Here is a 19,381-nt window from a genome sequence, read left to right on the forward strand (position 1 = left end):
TGCAAAGTTCCTCGCGCAACTAATGCATGAATTGCCCGCCATCTAACGGGCTGATAGGGAGATCAAATTCAGTGGATGTGCCGTTGCTGCTCACCGCCGTTTCCGCGACTTCGCCTTGTGGCGAAGACATGGAATATGACGCGCAATTTCTGCAATTGGAGCGTGATGCCAAGGGCCAACCCGAGCGCAGCATGGGCGACGCCATCCTGCCCGCTGAACCGCCTGAATGGCGCAGCATCCAGCAGCAAAGCCTCGACTTGCTCGCGCGCAGCAAAGACCTGCGCATCACTCATTTCCTGTTGCAAAGCGCCCTCGCCCTCCAGGGCGTGGCCGGCCTGGCCGAAGCCCTGACGCTGATCGACGCCCTGCTGCGCGACTACTGGGCCGACCTGCACCCGCGCCTGGACGCCGACGACGATAACGACCCCACCGTGCGCATCAACGCCCTCACCGGCCTGACCTGCGACACCAACATCCGCCTGCTGCGCGAAAGCATCCTCACGCGCTCGCGCACCTTCGGCCCCGTGACCCTTCGCGCGGCGCTCAACGCCAGCGGCCTGTTGAATTTTCCCGATGAACAACTCGGCGCCCAGCAACTCAACGCCGCGTTCCTCGACAGCGACCCCGAGCAACTGCAGGCCACCCGCGACGCCCTGATTGCAGCGCGTGCGGCGTGCGAAGCCATCGAACAACAGGTCAACGATCAGGTCGGTTCCGCCCAAGGCGTGGACCTCAGTGCCTTGAAGCAACCGCTCAAGCAGGCGTTGCAGATACTCAACCAAGCGGTGCCCGGCACCGCTGGCAGCAGCGAACCCGAGGCCGTCAGTGACGACAATGCCCCCTCGGTCGACTTCGCCGCCGCCCCCGCAGCACCTCGCCCCGCTGGCGATATCGCCAGCCGCGACGATGTGCTGCGCAGCCTCGACAAGATCCTTGCGTACTACACCCGGCACGAGCCTTCGAGCCCGCTGCCGGTGCTGTTGAACCGGGCCAAGAATCTGGTGCATGCCGACTTTGCGGCCATCGTGCGCAATCTGATTCCCGACGGCATGTCCCAATTTGAAAACCTGCGTGGCCCGGACGGCGAGTAAGCCGCCCGACTGTGCAGTAACAACACCGTCGCTCAAGCGACCAGGAGCAGCAACGTGGCGAAGCAAAGTTCTCAGAAATTCATCGCGCGCAACCGCGCGCCTCGAGTGCAGATCGAGTACGACGTCGAGCTTTACGGCGCCGAAAAAAAGGTCCAGCTGCCCTTCGTGATGGGTGTGATGGCCGACCTCGCCGGCAAGCCCGCCGAGCCTCTGGCGCCAGTGGCCGACCGCAAGTTTCTTGAGGTGGACGTCGACAACTTCGACTCACGCCTCAAGGCCATGCAGCCGCGCGTGGCGTTCCACGTACCGAACGAACTGACCGGCGAAGGCAACCTGAGCCTGGACATCACCTTCGAAAGCATGGACGACTTCAGCCCGGCCGCCGTGGCCCGCAAGGTCGACTCGCTGAACCAACTGCTCGAAGCCCGCACCCAGCTGGCCAACCTGCTGACCTACATGGACGGCAAGACTGGCGCTGAAGAAATCATCATGAAGGCGATCAAGGACCCGGCACTGCTTCAGGCACTTGCCAGCGCGCCCAAGCCTGCAGGGGATCAGTAATCATGACCGACAATACCGCCCGCGAAGGCAGCCAGATCCTGGGTGCCACCGAAGAAGCCAGCGAGTTCGCCAACCTGCTGCTGCAAGAGTTCAAGCCCAAGACCGAGCGTGCCCGCGAAGCCGTGGAAACCGCCGTACGCACCTTGGCCGAACAGGCTTTGGCACAAACCGACCTGGTGTCCAATGACGCGATCAAGTCGATCGAATCGATCATCGCCGCCATCGACGCCAAGCTGACCGCCCAGGTCAACCAGATCATCCACCACCAGGATTTCCAGCAGTTGGAAAGCGCCTGGCGCGGCCTGCACTATCTGGTCAACAACACCGAGAGCGATGAGCAGCTGAAGATTCGCGTGCTCAACATCTCCAAGCCGGACCTGCACAAGACCCTGAAGAAATTCAAGGGCACCGCATGGGACCAGAGCCCGATCTTCAAGAAGATGTACGAAGAAGAATACGGTCAGTTCGGCGGCGAGCCATACGGCTGCCTGGTGGGCGACTACTACTTCGACCAGTCGCCACCGGATGTGGAACTGCTGGGCGAACTGTCGAAAGTCTGCGCCGCCATGCACTCCCCGTTTATCGCTGCCGCTTCGCCGACCGTGATGGGCATGGGCTCGTGGCAGGAACTGTCAAACCCGCGCGACCTGACCAAGATCTTCACCACCCCGGAATACGCTGGCTGGCGCTCGCTGCGTGAGTCGGAAGATTCGCGCTACATCGGCCTGACCATGCCGCGTTTCCTGGCACGCCTGCCGTACGGCGCCAAGACCGACCCGGTGGAAGCCTTCGCCTTCGAAGAAAACACCGACGGTGCCGACAGCTCCAAGTACACCTGGGCCAACGCCGCGTACGCGATGGCAGTGAACATCAATCGTTCGTTCAAGCACTACGGCTGGTGCTCGCGCATCCGTGGCATCGAGTCTGGCGGTGAAGTGGAAAACCTGCCGGCGCACACGTTCCCTACCGATGACGGTGGCGTGGACATGAAGTGCCCGACCGAAATCGCCATCAGCGACCGCCGTGAAGCGGAGCTGGCGAAGAACGGTTTCATGCCGCTGCTGCACAAGAAAAACACTGACTTCGCCGCGTTCATTGGCGCCCAGTCGTTGCAGAAGCCGGCCGAATACGATGACCCGGACGCCACCGCCAACGCCAACCTGGCCGCGCGCCTGCCGTACCTGTTCGCCACCTGCCGCTTCGCCCACTACTTGAAGTGCATCGTGCGCGACAAGATCGGTTCCTTCAAAGAGAAGGACGAGATGCAGCGCTGGTTGCAGGACTGGATCCTCAACTACGTTGACGGTGACCCTGCGCACTCCACCGAAACCACCAAGGCCCAGCATCCATTGGCGGCCGCCGAAGTGATCGTGGAAGAAGTGGAAGGCAACCCGGGGTACTACAACTCCAAGTTCTACCTGCGCCCGCACTACCAGCTCGAAGGGCTGACCGTGTCGCTGCGCCTGGTATCGAAGCTGCCTTCGGCGAAAAGTGCATAAGTAAAAGCGAACTCGCTCTACTGTGGGAGCGGGCTTGCTCGCGAAGGCGCAGTGTCAGTCGGCACAAGTATTGACTGATCCAACGCCTTCGCGAGCAAGCCCGCTCCCACACAAACCAAATCGAGTGGCGCACGCCACACAGGGAGAAAACATGGCTGTTGATATTTTCATCAAGATCGGCGACATCAAGGGCGAGTCCATGGACAAGGCCCACAAGGACGAAATCGACGTGCTGAACTGGAGCTGGGGCATGGCCCAGTCCGGCAATATGCATGTCGGCGGTGGCGGCGGCGCGGGCAAGGTGAATATCCAGGACCTGTCGCTGACCAAGTACGTCGACAAGGCTTCGCCGAACCTGATGATGCACTGCGCCAGCGGCAAGCACATCGACAAGGTCAAGCTGACCGTGCGCAAGGCCGGTGGCGAAAGCCAGGTCGAGTACATGGTGATCAACCTGGAAGAAGTGCTGGTGACTTCCCTGAGCACGGGCGGTTCGGGCACCGATGACCGCCTGACCGAGAACGTCACCCTGAACTTTGCCCAAGTGATGGTCGACTACCAGCCGCAGAAAGCCGACGGCACCAAAGACGGCGGCGCGATCAAGTTTGGCTGGAACATCCGCTCCAACACCAAGCGCTGATAGCCCTGGTGGCCGTGGCTGCGCGCCACGGCCCCAGGCCTCCCCGCTCACCCACCGTCCCCCTCACAACCCGTCCGTGGAGCTGCTTTGGTGGTAACTGAAATCGCTTCCCGCGACCGTCTGCAACCGTCCCTGCTGGACCGGCTGACCGACGACGACCCGACCAATCCCAAGGAAAGCGCCGACAAACGCGTGCTGTCCCTGACCCAATTAAAAGCCTCGGTGCTGCGTGACCTGGCGTGGCTGCTCAACACCACGTCGTTGCTCGATGCCGATGCCACGCTGCACACCCCGGCCGGCACATCGGTGGTCAATTACGGCCTGCCGGCGCTGGCGGGCAACAGTGTTTCCAGTGTCGACATCAAGGCCCTGGAAGCCCTGATCTACCAGGCCATCGCAACCTTTGAACCGCGCATCCTGCGCCACACCCTGCGGGTCAAAGCCCGCGTCGGCCATGGCGAGATGAACCATAACGCCCTGAGTTTCGAGATTGAAGGCGACCTGTGGGCCCAGCCGGTGCCATTGCGCCTGCTGCTGCAAACTGACCTCGACCTGGAATCAGGCCACGTGCGCGTGGTGAATGCCGACCAGCGGAGACGCCCATGAATCCGCGCCTGCTAGAGCTGTACAACCAGGAACTGCACCACGTGCGCGAAAGCGCCGCCGAGTTCGCCAAGGAATACCCGAAGATCGCCAGTCGGCTGACCCTGTCCGGCATGGACTGCGCCGACCCGTACGTCGAACGCCTGCTCGAAGGTTTTGCCTACCTCACCGCCCGCGTGCAGCTCAAGCTTGATGCCGAGTACCCGACCTTCACCCACAACCTGCTGGAAATCGCCTACCCGCACTACTTGGCGCCCACGCCGTCGATGACCGTGGTGCAATTGCAGACCGACCCGGACGAGGGCTCCCTGGCCAGTGGTTTCCCACTGCCCCGCGACACTGTACTGCGCGCCGCATTAGGTCGTGAAACCCAGACCTGTTGCGAGTACCGCACTGCTCATCCAGTGACGTTATGGCCGTTGCAAGTGAGCAACGCCGAGTACTTCGGCAACCCCGCCGCCGTGTTGGGCCGTTTGGCCGCCAGCGAGCCGAAAGCCAAGGCCGGCCTGCGCCTGACCCTGCGCACCGGCGCCGAATTGCCCTTCAACAGCCTCGACCTGGATAACCTGCCGCTGTACCTCAGCGGTGCTGACGAACAACCGTTCCGCCTTTACGAGCAACTGCTGGGCAACGCCTGCGCGGTGTTTGCACGCAAGCCGGGGGGCGATTGGGTCGAGCGCCTGCCACAAGACGCACTGCGCTCGCGGGGTTTCGATGACGCCGACGCCGCCATGCCGGTTGTTGCGCGTGCGTTCCAGGGCTATCGCCTGTTGCAGGAATACTTTGCCCTGCCCCACCGCTTCCTGTTCGTCGAGTTCGCTGAGCTGAGCCGCGCGGTCAAACGCTGCGACGGCCAGGAACTGGAACTGATCGTGCTGTTCGACCGCCATGAGCCGAGTTTGGAAGGCAGCGTCGGCGCGGCGCAGTTCCTGCCGTTCTGCACCCCGGCGATCAACTTGTTCCCCAAGCGCGTGGACCGCATCCACTTGTCTGACCGGGTCAACGAACACCATGTGATCGCCGACCGTACGCGCCCGATGGATTTCGAGATTCATTCGTTGAGTGGCATCACAGGACACGGCACTGGGCCGGAGCAGCCATTTTTGCCGTTCTATGCAGTGCGTGATCCCTCCCGCTACGGCCGGGACCAGGCGTACTACACGGTGCGCCGCGAGCCGCGCGTGTTGTCCAGCGACCAACGCCGCAACGGTCCGCGCTCCACTTATGTCGGCAGCGAAACCTTCGTCAGCCTGGTGGACAGCCGACAGTCGCCGTACCGCCACGACCTGCGCCAGCTCGGCGTGACCGCGCTGTGCACCAACCGCGATCTGCCACTGTTCATGAGCATCGGCAACGGCAAGACCGACTTCACCCTGGCCGACAGCGCCCCGGTGCTGTCCGTACGTTGCGTGGCAGGCCCCAGTCGTCCGCGCGCCAGCCATGCCCATGACGCCAAGGCCTGGCGCCTGATAAGCCAGTTGTCGCTCAACTATCTGTCGTTGAGCGAACAGGGCCAGGGCGCCGCGGCCTTGCGCGAACTGTTGCGCCTGTATGGCGACAGCAACGACGCCGCCCTGCAATTGCAGATCGAAGGCCTGCGCGACGTCAGCAGCAAAGCGGTGACCCGCCGCCTGCCGATGCCCGGCCCGATCGTATTTGGGCGCGGGCTGGAGATCACCCTGGAATTCGATGAAAACGCGTTTCGCGGCACCGGCGTGTTCCTGCTCGGTGCGGTGCTGGAACGCTTCCTGGCACGCTACGTGTCGATCAACAGTTTTACCGAGACGGTGATCCGTACCACCGAACGCGGCGAGATCATGCGATGGAAAGCCAAGCCCGGACGTCGTCCGACCCTGTGAGTACCCTGGATGCGATGCATCAGGAGCCCTGGGAATACGATTTCTTCCAGGCGCTGCGGCGTATCGAGTGCGAATCGCCGGACCTGCCGCGCCTGGGCCATTCCCTGCGCCTGGCGGATGATCCGCTGCGCCTGGGGCAACAGGCCGACTGCACCTTCGCGCCGGCCACGCTGGCCTCGGTCGATCCCGGTGGCGACGGCAAGCCGGCGCGGCTCGAGCAGTTCTTCTTCGGCCTTGGCGGACCCAATGGCCCGCTGCCGCTGCATATCACCGAATATGTGCGCGAGCGCCAGCGCAACAACGCCGACAGCACCAGCAAGCAGTTTTTGGATGTGTTCCACCATCGCCTGCTGAGCCTGTTTTACCGGGCCTGGGCAGAGGCCCGGCCGACGGTCAGCCACGACCGCCCGGACGATGATTACTGGTCCGCACGCCTCGCCGCGTTGAGTGGACGGGGCATGCCGAGCCTGCTGAATCAGGGACTCATCCCGGACACCGCGAAGCTGCATTACAGCGGCCATCTGTCCGCGCAAACCCGCTATCCCGACGGCCTGAAAGCCATTCTCGGCGAGTACTTCGGGCTGCCTGTGGAGATTGAAGAGTACGTCGGCCAATGGTTGGAGTTGCCCGAACGCAGCCGCGTCAGCGTGAGCGCCAACCGCCTGGGCGTGGACTTTTGCCTGGGCAGCTTCGTATGGGACCGCCAGCACAAATTCCGTATCCGCCTGGGCCCGCTCACGCTGGAGGACTACATGGGCATGCTGCCCGGCCAACAGCCGTTCAACGAGCTGGTGGCGTGGGTGGCCGAGTACCTGGGCCATGAACTGGACTGGGACCTCAACCTGGTTTTGCAACAACCTGAAGTGCCGGCACTGCAACTCAACGGCCAGTTCCGCCTGGGCTTCAACACCTGGCTCGGTAGCCCTGCGCACGACGCCAACGACCTAATCCTGGCCCGGCATTACGCCGATCAGGCCACCACCTCAAGGAATCCAGAGCATGGGTGAAATCAGTCGCGCCGCACTGTTCGGCAAACTCAACAGCGTGGCCTACAAGGCCATCGAAGCCGCCACCGTGTTCTGCAAGCTGCGGGGCAACCCGTATGTGGAACTGGCTCACTGGTTTCACCAGTTGCTGCAACTGCAGGACTCGGACCTGCACCGCATCATCCGTCAGTTCAACGTGGAGCCGGCGCGCCTGGCCCGTGACCTCACCGAAGCGCTGGATCGTTTGCCGCGTGGCTCGACCTCGATCACCGACCTGTCCTCGCATGTGGAAGAAGCGGTTGAGCGCGGCTGGGTCTACGGCAGCCTGATGTTCGGTGAAAGCCAAGTGCGCACCGGTTACTTGGTGCTTGGTATCTTGAAGACACCCAGCCTGCGTCATGCGTTGCTGGGCTTGTCGTCGGAATTCGACAAGATCAAGGCCGAAGCCCTGAGCGAGCGCTTTGACGAATACGTCGGCGATTCGCCGGAAAATGCCCTGAGCGCAAGCGACGGTTTCAACGCCGGCGCCGTTCCGGGCGAAGCCAGCGGTGCGATGGCGCCGAGTGCGATGGGCAAGCAGGAAGCCCTCAAGCGTTTCACGGTCGACCTGACCGAACAGGCGCGCAGCGGCAAACTCGACCCGATTGTTGGCCGTGATGAAGAAATCCGCCAACTGGTCGACATCCTCATGCGCCGCCGCCAGAACAACCCGATCCTCACCGGTGAAGCCGGGGTGGGCAAGACCGCGGTGGTCGAAGGTTTCGCCCTGCGTATCGTCGCCGGTGACGTGCCGCCAGCATTGAAAGACGTGGAACTGCGCAGCCTTGATGTGGGCCTGCTGCAAGCCGGCGCCAGCATGAAAGGCGAATTCGAACAGCGCCTGCGCCAGGTTATAGAAGACGTGCAGGCCTCGCCCAAGCCGATCATTCTGTTTATCGACGAAGCCCACACACTGGTGGGTGCCGGTGGTGCCGCCGGCACCGGTGATGCAGCCAACCTGCTCAAGCCGGCGTTGGCACGTGGCACCTTGCGCACCGTGGCCGCGACCACCTGGGCCGAGTACAAGAAGCACATCGAGAAGGACCCGGCGCTGACCCGGCGTTTCCAGGTGGTGCAAGTCGCCGAGCCGTCGGAGGACAAGGCGCTGCTGATGATGCGCGGCGTGGCGTCGACCATGGAAAAACACCACCAGGTGCAGATCCTCGATGAGGCGCTGGAAGCCTCGGTGAAGCTATCTCATCGCTACATTCCAGCGCGCCAGTTGCCGGACAAGTCCGTGAGCCTGCTGGACACCGCCTGCGCTCGCGTCGCCATCAGCCTGCACGCGGTTCCGGCCGAAGTGGACGACAGCCGCCGTCGCATCGAAGCCCTGGAAACCGAGTTGCAGATCATCGCCCGCGAACACGCCATCGGCATTGCAATTGGTGCGCGCCAGACCAACACCGAGACGCTGTTGAGCGCTGAGCGTGAGCGTCTTGAAACCTTGGAAAGCCGTTGGGCTGAAGAGAAAGCGCTGGTAGATGAGTTGCTCGCCACCCGGGCAACGTTGCGCGAAAAAGTCGGTGTCGTGGACAGCCCTGCCGGCAACAACGAGAGCGATGAATTGCGCGCCCAGCTGGTCGACCTGCAACAACGCCTGACCGCGCTGCAAGGCGAAACCCCACTGATCCTGCCCACCGTGGATTACCAGGCCGTGGCCTCGGTGGTCGCCGACTGGACCGGCATCCCGGTCGGCCGCATGGCGCGCAACGAGCTGGAAACGGTGCTCAACCTCGACCAGCACCTGAAGAAACGCATCATCGGCCAGGACCACGCCCTGCAGATGATCGCCAAGCGCATCCAGACATCCCGCGCCGGCCTCGACAACCCGAGCAAGCCGATTGGCGTGTTCATGCTGGCCGGCACCTCCGGCGTGGGCAAGACCGAAACCGCCCTGGCCCTGGCCGAAGCCATGTACGGCGGCGAGCAGAACGTCATCACCATTAACATGAGCGAGTTCCAGGAAGCCCATACGGTGTCGACCCTCAAGGGCGCACCTCCGGGCTATATCGGCTACGGCGAAGGCGGCGTGCTGACCGAAGCGGTACGGCGCAAACCCTACAGCGTGGTGCTGCTGGATGAGGTGGAAAAAGCCCACCCGGACGTGCATGAAATCTTCTTCCAGGTGTTCGACAAGGGCGTGATGGAGGACGGCGAAGGCCGGGTGATCGACTTCAAGAACACCCTGATCCTGCTGACGACCAACGCCGGCACCGAGCTGATTTCCCAGGTGTGCAAAGACCCGGCGAACGTGCCGGAGCCGGAGGAAATCGCCAAGGCCCTGCGCCAGCCGCTGCTGGAGATTTTCCCGCCTGCGCTGCTCGGCCGCCTGGTAACCATCCCTTACTACCCGCTGAGCGACGAGATGCTCAAGGCAATCACCCGCCTGCAACTCAACCGCATCAAGAAGCGTGTGGAGACGACGCACAAAGTGGCCTTCGATTACGACGACGCGGTGGTCGACCTGATCGTCTCGCGTTGCACCGAGACCGAAAGCGGCGGGCGCATGATCGACACCATTCTCACCAACAGCCTGCTGCCGGACATGAGCCGTGAGTTCCTCACGCGCATGCTCGAAGGCAAGGCGTTGGCGGGGGTACGGATCAGCAGCCGGGATAATGAATTGCACTACGACTTCAGCGACGCAGATTGACCTGACGGAACACGGTCAAAATGTGGGAGCTGGCTTGCCTGCGATAGCGGTGTATCAGTCAACATCAATGTTGAATGTTCAATTGCTATCGCAGGCAAGCCAGCTCCCACATTGGATTCGGTTCCTTCAGTAATCAAGACCTTTACAGGACGCCCAATGCTATTCAACCAAGCCTCACGCCTGGCCAAGATCACCAGCCCCCTCGGGCCGGATGTGCTGCTGCTCAATGAAATGGGCGGCGGTGAAGAGCTGGGCAGGCTGTTCAACTATGAGCTGCAACTGACGTCCCTGGACGCCAACATCGACCTCAACCAGTTGCTCGGCAAGCCCATGAGCGTGGGCCTGCAACTGGCGGACGGAGGTGAGCGGCATTTTCACGGCATCGTCGCGCGGTGCAGTCAGAACATCGACCAGGGCCAGTTCGCCAGTTACCAGGTGACGCTGCGTCCTTGGTTGTGGCTGCTCAGCCGCACGTCCGACTGCCGGATTTTCCAGAACCTGAGCATCCCGCAGATCATCAAGCAGGTGTTCCGCGACCTGGGGTTTTCCGACTTCGAGGACGCCCTGAGCCGGCCGTACCGCGAGTGGGAATACTGCGTGCAGTACCGCGAGACCAGCTTTGATTTCGTCAGCCGTTTGATGGAACAGGAAGGTATCTACTACTTCTTCCGCCACGAGCAGGACCGCCATGTGCTGGTGCTGGCCGACGCCTACGGCGCCCACACCACCGTGCCCGGCTACGCGTCGATCCCGTACTACCCCAAGGACGAGCAGCAGCGCGAACGCGACCACATGCACAACTGGCACCTGGCGCAAGAGGTGCAGCCGGGCTCGATGGAGCTCAACGACTACGACTTCCAACGCCCCAGCGCCAGCATCGACGTGCGCTCGGCCATGCCGCGCCCGCACACCGCCGGCGACTATCCGCTGTACGACTACCCCGGCACCTACGTGCAAAGCGAAGACGGCGAGCACTATGCGCGCACCCGCATCGAAGCCCTGCAAACCCTGCATGAACAGATCGAGTTCAACGGCAACGCCCGTGGCCTGGGTTCGGGGCATTTGTTCAGCCTGACCGGCTTCAGTCGCCAGGACCAGAACCGCGAATACCTGATCGTCGGCTGCCGCTACTACATCGTCCAGGAAAGCCTGGAAAGCGGCGGCGGCTCGGGTTCGGCGCAGTTCGAAAGCAGCCTCACCTGCATCGACGCCCAGCAGAGTTTCCGCCCGCTGGCCAACACCCATCGGCCCATCGTCAAAGGCCCGCAGACCGCGCTGGTGGTCGGCCCCAAGGGCGAGGAAATCTGGACTGACCAGTACGGCCGCGTAAAAGTGCACTTCTACTGGGACCGTCACGACCAATCCAACGAGAACAGCTCATGCTGGATTCGTGTATCGCAATCCTGGGCCGGCAAGAACTGGGGTTCGATGCAGATCCCACGGATCGGCCAGGAAGTGATTGTGAGCTTTCTGGAAGGCGACCCCGACCGGCCGATCATCACCGGCCGCGTGTACAACGCCGAGCAGACAGTGCCCTACGACCTGCCGGAGAACGCTACCCAGAGCGGCATGAAAAGCCGCTCCAGCAAGGGCGGCAGCCCAGCCAACTTCAATGAAATCCGCATGGAGGACAAGAAGGGGTTGGAGCAGTTGTATATCCACGCCGAGCGCAATCAGGACATCGTGGTGGAGGTGGATGAGAGCCATTCGGTGGGGCATGACCGTAACAAAAGCATCGGGCATAACGAGACGGTGACCATCGGCAACAACCGCCTGCGCATCGTCAAGCAGGAAGACATCCTCTCAGTAGGCCAGAAGAAGACCGACAGCATCAGCCAGAGCTACGTCATCGAAGTGGGCGAAAACCTGCGCCTGGTCTGCGGCGAAAGCATTTTGGAGTTGAACGCCAGTGGGCAGATCAACCTCACCGGCGTGCAGATCAGCTTCTATGCCAGCGGCGACGCAGAGTTCAACACCGGCGGCGTCCTGCACCTGAACAATGGCGGCGGCCCCGGCGCCACGCCGGATGGCCAGGGCCAGAAAGGCGCCATCGACGCCAATATCAAAGCCGCGTTCCCCGCGCCTAAAAGTTCCTGACGAGACCTGTTTTCATGACGTATCGAATCAACGAATTCCAGTTTCAACTGCCCGCCAGTGAGTTGCAGGACGCGACAATCAATATCCTCAAGTTCCCTGAATTGGGAACATCCCTGATTGTCAGCCGCAGCCTGCTCGCCGAGGGTGAAACCCTGCACAGCAACTTCAACGACCAGCTCCAGCGCCTGGAAAAGCAGGTGCAGGATTTGCGCTACCAACCCGGTGTGGACGTGCGTTTGGGCGCAGCCCAAGAAGTGGAAGGCATCGAGCTGCGCAGCCAGTTCAACAAGGGCAATGACAAAGTGTTCCAGTACCAGTTGGCGCTGGTGCTACCGGGAACGCGCAAGATGCTCGCCTTGAGTTACGTGAAGGCCGACAAGCTCGGGGATGCCGAGGCGGCGCATTGGGCGTTGATTAAAAATTCGCTGTCGTTCGACGCTGTTTCTTGATGAGCTGCTTGTATGTCTGACGCTCTATGGGCTGCCCGGATGGGCGATGCGCTGACCCACACCTCCATGATGGCCGACATCCTCGGCGGTGTGCTGGAAGTGGCGGCCAACGTGGCGATTACTGCGCTGGCGACTGCTGCTGTCGCGGCGGCCGTGGGGGTGACGATTGCTACCGCCGGTATCGGCGGCTGCATCCTCGGCGCGGTGGTGGGCATTGTCGTCGGCATGGCCATGAGCAAGACGGGGGCCGACAAGGGCCTCAGCAAGATGTGCGAGAGCTTCGCCAACGCGCTGTTCCCGCCCGTGGTGGAAGCCACGATTGCGGTGGGTTCGACCGACACTTTCGTCAACAGCATTCCGGCTGCACGGGCCGCAGGCTCCATTCCCTCGCACGTGGCGCCCGCTGGCACAGAGCTTGAGCAAGTGCCGCCGGAGCCCGACCCCGAGCCACGACCCGAGCCCGGCTTTCTGGACATGGCCGAGGGTTTCTTCTCCCAACTATGGCGCCCCACTGTCGCCACGCCTGCACCGGGCGTGGTACCGGCCCTCACCGACATGGTCCTGTGTGCCCGCCATCCGCCGATGCCACCACAGCTTCTGGCCGAAGGGTCTGACAAAGTCACCATCAACGGCCAGCCCGCCGTGCGCAGTGGCGACCGCAGCATGTGCGATGCGACGGTGGTGTCGTCGGGGCTGATCTCGCCAAACGTCACCATTGGTGGTGGGACGGTGGTGGTGCAGGAGATTCGCAGCGGGAAAACCCCTGGGGTGGGGTTGGCGATTGAAGCGCTGATGATGCTGAAAGGTGCCAAAGGCAAGACGCTGAGTAATTTGCCGTGCATGTTGCTCGCGGGGGTAACTTCTTATGCCGTCAGCCAAGCGATGGGCGCTGCAGCCAATGCGACGATGGGGTCACCTAACCCGGTGCATGCGGCAACTGGGGCCAAGGTATTGGGTGGCGAGACTGAGCTGGATTTTGTATTGCCCGGCATCCTGCCAATCGATTGGCAACGTTTTTATAACTCGCGAGATGAGCGCCGCACCGGGATGTTTGGTGCAGGCTGGAGTGTCCCGTACGAGATCAGCGTAGAGATACTGCTACACCCTGACGGCGGTGAAGAATTGCTCTACACCGACGAGCAAGGCAGGCGAATCAACCTTGGCGGTATATCACTTGGCAGCGCGATGTTCAGTCCGGGAGAGGGTTTGAGCATTCGGCGACATCGCAATGGTCAGTTGCTGATCGAAAGCGCCGACGGTATATATCGCTTGTTCGAATCCACTCCGGCAAACGTATCACTGCTACGCCTTACTCAGCTTGGTGACCGCAACGACCATCGCATCCACCTCAACTACGACGCCGCCGGGCGTTTGGTGCAGTTGCACGACAACCTTGATCTGGTGCAGGTTGAATTAATCCGCGACCAGGGTCACGTGTCCAAGATTGAGCGTGTTTACCCTGATCAGCGTCGTGAAGTGCTCGTGAGTTACAGTTACAACGCAACTGGCGATCTGACAGAGGTGCGCGATGCCACCGGTCAGATACAACGACGCTTCAGTTACGACGCAGGCAGGCGGATGGTAGAGCACCAACTGCCTGCCGGACTGCGCTGTTTTTATGAGTGGGCCTTGGTTGAGGACGTGGAATGGCGCGTATCACACCATTGGACCGATGAAGGCGATGCTTACCATTTCGAGTACGACCTGAGTGCCGGTGTCACGCGCATCACCGACGGCATGCAGCGCATCAGCATTCGTCATTGGAACAACCAGCACCAAATCACCAAGTACAGCGACAATCTCGGCCAGACCTGGCTGTTCGACTGGAACGATGAGCGCCAATTGCTCGGCGCTACCGATCCTCAGGGCGGGCGCTTTGAATATAGCTACGACGAAACCGGTAACCTCATCAGTGAAATCGACCCGCTGGGCCGTCGCGATTCGACGATGTGGCTCGAACACTGGGCATTACCTCTGGTTGAGACCAACCCCGCCAACCACAGCTGGCACTATCAATACGATCAGCGCGGTAACTGCATCGCCGCCACCGACCCGATGGGCCACATTACCCGTTATCGCTACGACAGCCACGGCCACCCCGTGGAAATCATCGACGCTACCGGCAAAAGCAAAAAGCTGCGCTGGAGTCCGTTTGGGCAATTGGTCGAACACATCGATTGCTCGGGTTATTCGACGCGATTCGGTTACGACGAGCGGGGATTTTTACAGTTCATCACTGATGCGCTCGGAGAACGTACTCAGTTCAGCCATGACGCCCGTGGGCGGCTGATCAGCAGCCAATTGCCTGACGGGCGAACCGAACAGTACACACGTGATACCAGTGGCCTATTGCTGGGTTACACCGACCCGGCAGGGCACACCACGTTGTATCAACACAATAGGCGTGGCCAGGTGTGTCAGCGAACGGATGCCTATGGCCGACGGGTGAAGTTCGCTTATGACAGCTATGGACGGCTGAAAGCCCTGATCAACGAGAATGAAGAAAGCTACCAGTTTGTCTGGGACGCCGGGGATCGCTTGACCGAACAGCGAGACCTCGATGGCAGCGCCAAGCGCTACACCTATGATCTGCTGAACCACATGACTGCAATGACGGCCGTTCCCGCGCATTTCGACAATACTCTGGTCAACGCTGCCGAGACGCCGTCACCTATCGTTCACCGGATGGAACGCGACGCTGTTGGCCGACTGATTGCAAAAATGACCGATGATGGCCGCACCGAATACGTTTACGATTCGCTGGACCAGCTCTGCGCCGTCACCTTTACCGATCTGTCGGGCGATACCCAAGTCCTGAGTTTCGCATACGCTCCTCTCGGCCGGTTATTGACCGAACAAAGCCCTATGGGCACCTTGCAACATCACTATGACGAACTCGGCAATCTAACCCAGACCCAACTGCCTGACGGCCGCTGGCTTAATCGGCTGTATTACGGCAGCGGCCACTTGCATCAGATCAATCTGGACGGAGAAGTTATCAGCGACTTCGAGCGCGACCGCCTTCATCGTGAAGTGCTACGTACTCAAGGCCAGCTCAGCACACGTAGCGAATACGACCGGAGCGGTCGCCTGCGTTCACGCCATTGCCGTCATAGCCACCAGCCCATGCTGACGCCGGCGGCAATGCAACAGCACTTCGAATACGACCCCGCTGACAATTTGACCGGCAAACTCGATCAGCAACCAACGACCCAGCAGCGCCAGCTGTTGCACTACGACGCTACCGGCCGCATCACTGCCAGCCAGGATAACCTGCTGGGCCAGCGCGAAACCTTTACTTACGACGCCGCCGCCAACCTGCTGGACAGTCCGCACCCCGGAGCGGGCCTAGTAGTACATAACAAGCTGATGACCTATCAGGACAAGCGCTACCGTTATGACGGCTTCGGACGCATGATCGAAAAACGCAGCACCTCCCGAGGCGTACAACGATTTGCCTACGATGCAGAAAGCCGACTGATTGAAGTCCGCAATGAAAACGGCAACGTGGTGAAAATGCACTATGACCCACTGGGCCGACGCATCAAAAAAACGGAACACGGTATTGATGGTTACCCACTGAGTGAAACTCGTTTTTCCTGGGACGGCTTGCGTCTCTTGCAGGAACACAAATACAGCCAGACCAGCCTATACGTGTACGAAAATGAGGGCTATGAACCCCTGGCCCGCGTAGATGGCATTGGACAACTGCAGAAATTGCGTTATTACCATAACGATCTCAACGGCCTTCCGGCACAACTCAGCGAAGCTGACGGCCACATCGTCTGGCAGGCAACGTACCGGGTGTGGGGCAACACGCTGGAGGAAGTGCGAGAACCTCATTACATTGAAGAACAGAACCTGCGATTCCAGGGGCAGTATCTGGATCGAGAAACAGGGCTGCACTACAACACTTTCAGATTCTACGATCCGGATATAGGGCGCTTTACATCCCCTGACCCGATCAGCTTGATGGGAGGACTGAATCTCTACTTATACGGCTTCAACCCTTTCAGCTGGGTTGACCCGCTTGGCCTGGAAGGCATTGAGCTGGGCCCAGGTGAGCAATTAGGAAACCCGAAGGACATCAACTTTGCCCAGCGAACCATCAATAGCGCGTTCGATACTCCCGAAGGAAAAAAACCTATCCAATCTGTCGTCAACCAAGTTAAAAAGGGCAAACTGAAAGTTACCGATTTCCCACCAATTGAAGTGGTGAATGTCAAAGGCCAGCTTGTCGCACGGGATGGCAACAGCCGCCTGGCGATTGCTGTGCTGGGCAAGGCAAAACAAATTAAGTACAAGGTCATTACCGACCCTACCCTGCTACGCGACTTTAATACCCGACTCAGGAATAATGGCTTGCCAAATAGCGGTACGTCCAAAGTACCAACATGCAAAGGATAACGGCTATGACAGTACCTACAAGTAAAGATCGGGCATTCGCTATTGAGTTGCCAGTATGGCAGGCGCCGAATGACAACGTTCGCATCACCCTTGAGCGAGATGATGTAAGAGCCGAGTTTCCTACTTGGACCAAAAACGCAAACTACTCCAAATATATTGGCATTCTGGATTTCTCTAATGTATGGGCCCTCAGGCTGGAGCGTAATAAACACCTGCACTATTACGAAAACCGCGAGGACGATGAGTTCAAGTCCTCCTATTGGGTAATCCCTGAGTCCTCTTGGCTTGAAGGCCTGACAAAAGAAAGGGATATCACTTCACCCAACTGGAGAGCCTATGACAAGAACAAATACACACACTATATTATCCAAAGCCATGATTATTACATTGAAATTATTGCGGGTGACGTGCGCTTTTCAAAAAGAACTGGCAGGTCCAATGATGACTCTAAATAAGAGGACGGCGCGTCTACACCCGTGAGCTTGCTGGTTGGCCTGCAGGCTCTGTAACACCAAGGACAAAAAATGGGCACCCGACCCAGTCGGCGTGCCCATTTTTCCTACCACCCCGCCCCGTTCGAGACGGTAACGCCATTACGCGTTAACAGTGTCTTTCAGCGATTTACCCGGTTTGAACGCAACGGTGTTGCTCGCCTTGATTTTCACCGGCTCACCGGTTTGTGGGTTTTTGCCGGTGCGGGCGCCGCGATGGCGTTGCAGGAAGGTGCCGAAGCCAACCAGGGTGACGCTGTCCTTGCGGTGCAGGGCGCCGGTGATTTCTTCGAGAACAGCGTTAAGGACGCGGTTAGCCTGTTCTTTGGTGAGATCCGCTTTTTCAGCGATGGCGGCTGCGAGTTCTGGTTTACGCATAAGTGAAGCCTCTTTGACGGTTTTTTGTTGTTATGTCCGTGCTGCTCTCTTCTGGAGCAGCGCCCAAAGCGCCGCAGGCTCTACTCTGCGGCAGACGGGAGTGAGGATGGCATGCCCTCGCACGCTCCGCCAGTCTCGCGGCGACCTTTCTAGGGTGAAAAACGCGGTTATTCCGACAGAACGACCGCTATTTACGCCAGCAACGGTGGAAGTTCTTTATTGAGCGCGAGTTTTTCCATCACGGCGCTGCCGGTCAGTGCGTAGCCCAGCAGGCGGCCGCTGGCGTCGCGGCACAAGGCCTTGATGTCGGCACCCTCGCCTTCAACGCTCCAGACGCCTTCGGTGCCGCGAGGCGGTGGCGAGACCACCAGTGGGCAGACCGGCGTCTTGACGGTCACCGGCATCGGGCCGTAGCTGACTGCGGTGGCGTTGCCGGCCAGGGTCTGGGCCAGGGCGCGGGCGCAGCTCATCAGCGGCATCACGTACAGCAGGTTCAGGCCGTCGACCTCGGCGCAGTCGCCCAGGGCGTAGATATTGGCGTGGGAGGTCTTGAGGTGGCGATCCACCATGATCCCGCGGTTGGTCTGCAGGCCGGCGGCGGCGGCCAGGTCCACGCGTGGACGCAGACCGATGGCCGAGACCACCAGGTCGCAGGCGATCACTTCACCGTCCGACAGATGGGCTTCCAAGCCGTCAGCGGTGCGCTGTAGGCGATTGAGGACAGGACCCAGGTGGAAGCGCGCGCCAAGGCTTTCCAGGCCGGCCTGTACCGCTGCGGCGGCGGCCGGGTGCAGCAGGGTCGGCATGACTTGCTCGCACGGTGCCACCAGGTCGATTTCATAACCGCCAAGGATCAGGTCATTGGCAAATTCACAGCCGATCAGGCCGGCGCCGAGCAGCAGCACACGGCGTTTGCCGGCAGCGGCGGCACGAAAGCGTGCGTAATCTTCGAGATCGTTGATAGGGAAAATCAGTTCAGCCGCATCGCCTTCCACCGGCACACGCACGGTTTCTGCGCCCCAGGCCAGGATCAGGTCGCGGTACGCCACCGCTTCCTCGCCGATCCACAGGCGCTTGTGGCCGGGGTCGATGCCGCTGACGCGGGTGTGAGTGCGCACTTCGGCCTTGAGTTGCTCGGCCATGGCGCCGGGTTCGGCCATGCTCAGGCCATCGGCTTCCTTGTTCTTGCCAAAGCCGGTGGAGAGCATGGGCTTGGAGTAGGAGCGCCCGTCATCCGCGGTGATCAGCAGCAATGGGGTCTCGCTGTCGAGCTTGCGAAACTCCCGGGCCACGTTGTAACCGGCCAATCCTGTGCCGATGATCACGACAGGTGCGTTCATTCCTTTCTCCTTGTAGTACTTATCTGAAAGCTGAAAATTAGCCGATTTCGATCATTTCGAAATCCACTTTGCCCACGCCGCAGTCAGGGCACAGCCAGTCTTCCGGGACGTCTTGCCACAGGGTTCCCGGAGCGATTCCGTCATCCGGCCAGCCGTCTTTCTCGTCATAGATCAGGCCGCAGACTACACATTGCCACTTCTTCATTACTTACTTCCTCAGGGTCCAGGCAGTTTGGCCGACGGTCGATGGATCCAGCGTTGCCGTGCGGCTCAGGGCGTTTTGTACTG

General features: G+C 60.6%; 15 protein-coding genes. 12 read left to right on the forward strand and 3 right to left on the reverse strand.

The window, feature by feature from the left end; genetic code table 11:
* Positions 1-71 precede the first annotated feature (71 nt).
* The 12 genes from tssA to BMZ57_RS12455 all read left to right on the forward strand — a co-directional run bounded on the left by tssA (position 72) and on the right by BMZ57_RS12455 (position 17,339).
* Positions 72-1,091, forward strand: coding sequence for a type VI secretion system protein TssA (gene tssA, locus BMZ57_RS12400; protein ID WP_021492585.1), 1,020 nt, complete (start codon positions 72-74; stop codon positions 1,089-1,091).
* A 54-nt stretch (positions 1,092-1,145) separates the two neighbouring features.
* Complete coding sequence (gene tssB / locus BMZ57_RS12405; protein WP_010207547.1) at positions 1,146-1,652, forward strand: type VI secretion system contractile sheath small subunit; 507 nt, start codon at positions 1,146-1,148, stop codon at positions 1,650-1,652.
* A gap of 2 nt (positions 1,653-1,654) precedes the next feature.
* Positions 1,655-3,151 carry a type VI secretion system contractile sheath large subunit gene (tssC, locus tag BMZ57_RS12410; RefSeq protein WP_010207548.1) on the forward strand — a complete coding sequence of 499 codons (1,497 nt, stop codon included), beginning with the start codon at positions 1,655-1,657 and terminating at the stop codon, positions 3,149-3,151.
* A 151-nt stretch (positions 3,152-3,302) separates the two neighbouring features.
* Positions 3,303-3,791 (forward strand): Hcp family type VI secretion system effector, encoded by a 489-nt coding sequence (locus BMZ57_RS12415; RefSeq protein WP_005792512.1) that lies wholly within the window; start codon positions 3,303-3,305, stop codon positions 3,789-3,791.
* 90 nt (positions 3,792-3,881) lie between these two features.
* Positions 3,882-4,397: a type VI secretion system baseplate subunit TssE gene (gene tssE / locus BMZ57_RS12420; protein WP_005792513.1), complete on the forward strand. Its 516-nt coding sequence runs from the start codon at positions 3,882-3,884 to the stop codon at positions 4,395-4,397.
* Positions 4,394-6,253: a type VI secretion system baseplate subunit TssF gene (gene tssF / locus BMZ57_RS12425; RefSeq protein WP_010207553.1), complete on the forward strand. Its 1,860-nt coding sequence runs from the start codon at positions 4,394-4,396 to the stop codon at positions 6,251-6,253. Before tssE ends, tssF begins: the two co-directional genes overlap by 4 nt.
* Positions 6,217-7,260 (forward strand): type VI secretion system baseplate subunit TssG, encoded by a 1,044-nt coding sequence (tssG, locus tag BMZ57_RS12430; RefSeq protein WP_010207554.1) that lies wholly within the window; start codon positions 6,217-6,219, stop codon positions 7,258-7,260. Before tssF ends, tssG begins: the two co-directional genes overlap by 37 nt.
* On the forward strand, positions 7,253-9,931 hold the full coding sequence (tssH, locus tag BMZ57_RS12435) for a type VI secretion system ATPase TssH (protein ID WP_010207555.1): 2,679 nt from the start codon (positions 7,253-7,255) through the stop codon (positions 9,929-9,931). The genes tssG and tssH overlap by 8 nt, the downstream gene beginning before the upstream one ends.
* Before the next feature lie 156 nt (positions 9,932-10,087).
* The gene (locus BMZ57_RS12440; RefSeq protein WP_069672959.1) at positions 10,088-12,028 is read left to right on the forward strand and encodes a type VI secretion system Vgr family protein; all 1,941 of its coding nucleotides are present in this window, start codon (positions 10,088-10,090) and stop codon (positions 12,026-12,028) included.
* Positions 12,029-12,042: 14 nt separating this feature from the next.
* Positions 12,043-12,477, forward strand: a complete 435-nt coding sequence (locus BMZ57_RS12445; protein ID WP_021492582.1) for a DcrB-related protein — start codon at positions 12,043-12,045, stop codon at positions 12,475-12,477.
* Positions 12,478-12,489: 12 nt separating this feature from the next.
* Positions 12,490-16,884, forward strand: a complete 4,395-nt coding sequence (locus tag BMZ57_RS12450; protein WP_081489119.1) for an RHS repeat-associated core domain-containing protein — start codon at positions 12,490-12,492, stop codon at positions 16,882-16,884.
* Between the two features lie 5 nt (positions 16,885-16,889).
* Complete coding sequence (locus tag BMZ57_RS12455) at positions 16,890-17,339, forward strand: hypothetical protein (RefSeq protein ID WP_010207560.1); 450 nt, start codon at positions 16,890-16,892, stop codon at positions 17,337-17,339.
* A gap of 138 nt (positions 17,340-17,477) precedes the next feature.
* On the opposite strand, the gene BMZ57_RS12460 is transcribed toward BMZ57_RS12455, so the two are convergent.
* The 3 genes from BMZ57_RS12460 to BMZ57_RS12470 form a co-directional block, all read right to left on the reverse strand.
* Complete coding sequence (locus BMZ57_RS12460) at positions 17,478-17,753, reverse strand: HU family DNA-binding protein (protein WP_003176958.1); 276 nt, start codon at positions 17,751-17,753, stop codon at positions 17,478-17,480.
* Positions 17,754-17,944: 191 nt separating this feature from the next.
* Positions 17,945-19,093: an NAD(P)/FAD-dependent oxidoreductase gene (locus BMZ57_RS12465; protein WP_010207565.1), complete on the reverse strand. Its 1,149-nt coding sequence runs from the start codon at positions 19,091-19,093 to the stop codon at positions 17,945-17,947.
* 37 nt (positions 19,094-19,130) lie between these two features.
* Positions 19,131-19,298, reverse strand: coding sequence for a rubredoxin (locus tag BMZ57_RS12470; protein WP_010207566.1), 168 nt, complete (start codon positions 19,296-19,298; stop codon positions 19,131-19,133).
* Positions 19,299-19,381: the final 83 nt, after the last annotated feature.

It is taken from the genome of Pseudomonas simiae, from assembly GCF_900111895.1.
GTDB classification, from domain to species: Bacteria; Pseudomonadota; Gammaproteobacteria; order Pseudomonadales; family Pseudomonadaceae; genus Aquipseudomonas; species Aquipseudomonas simiae.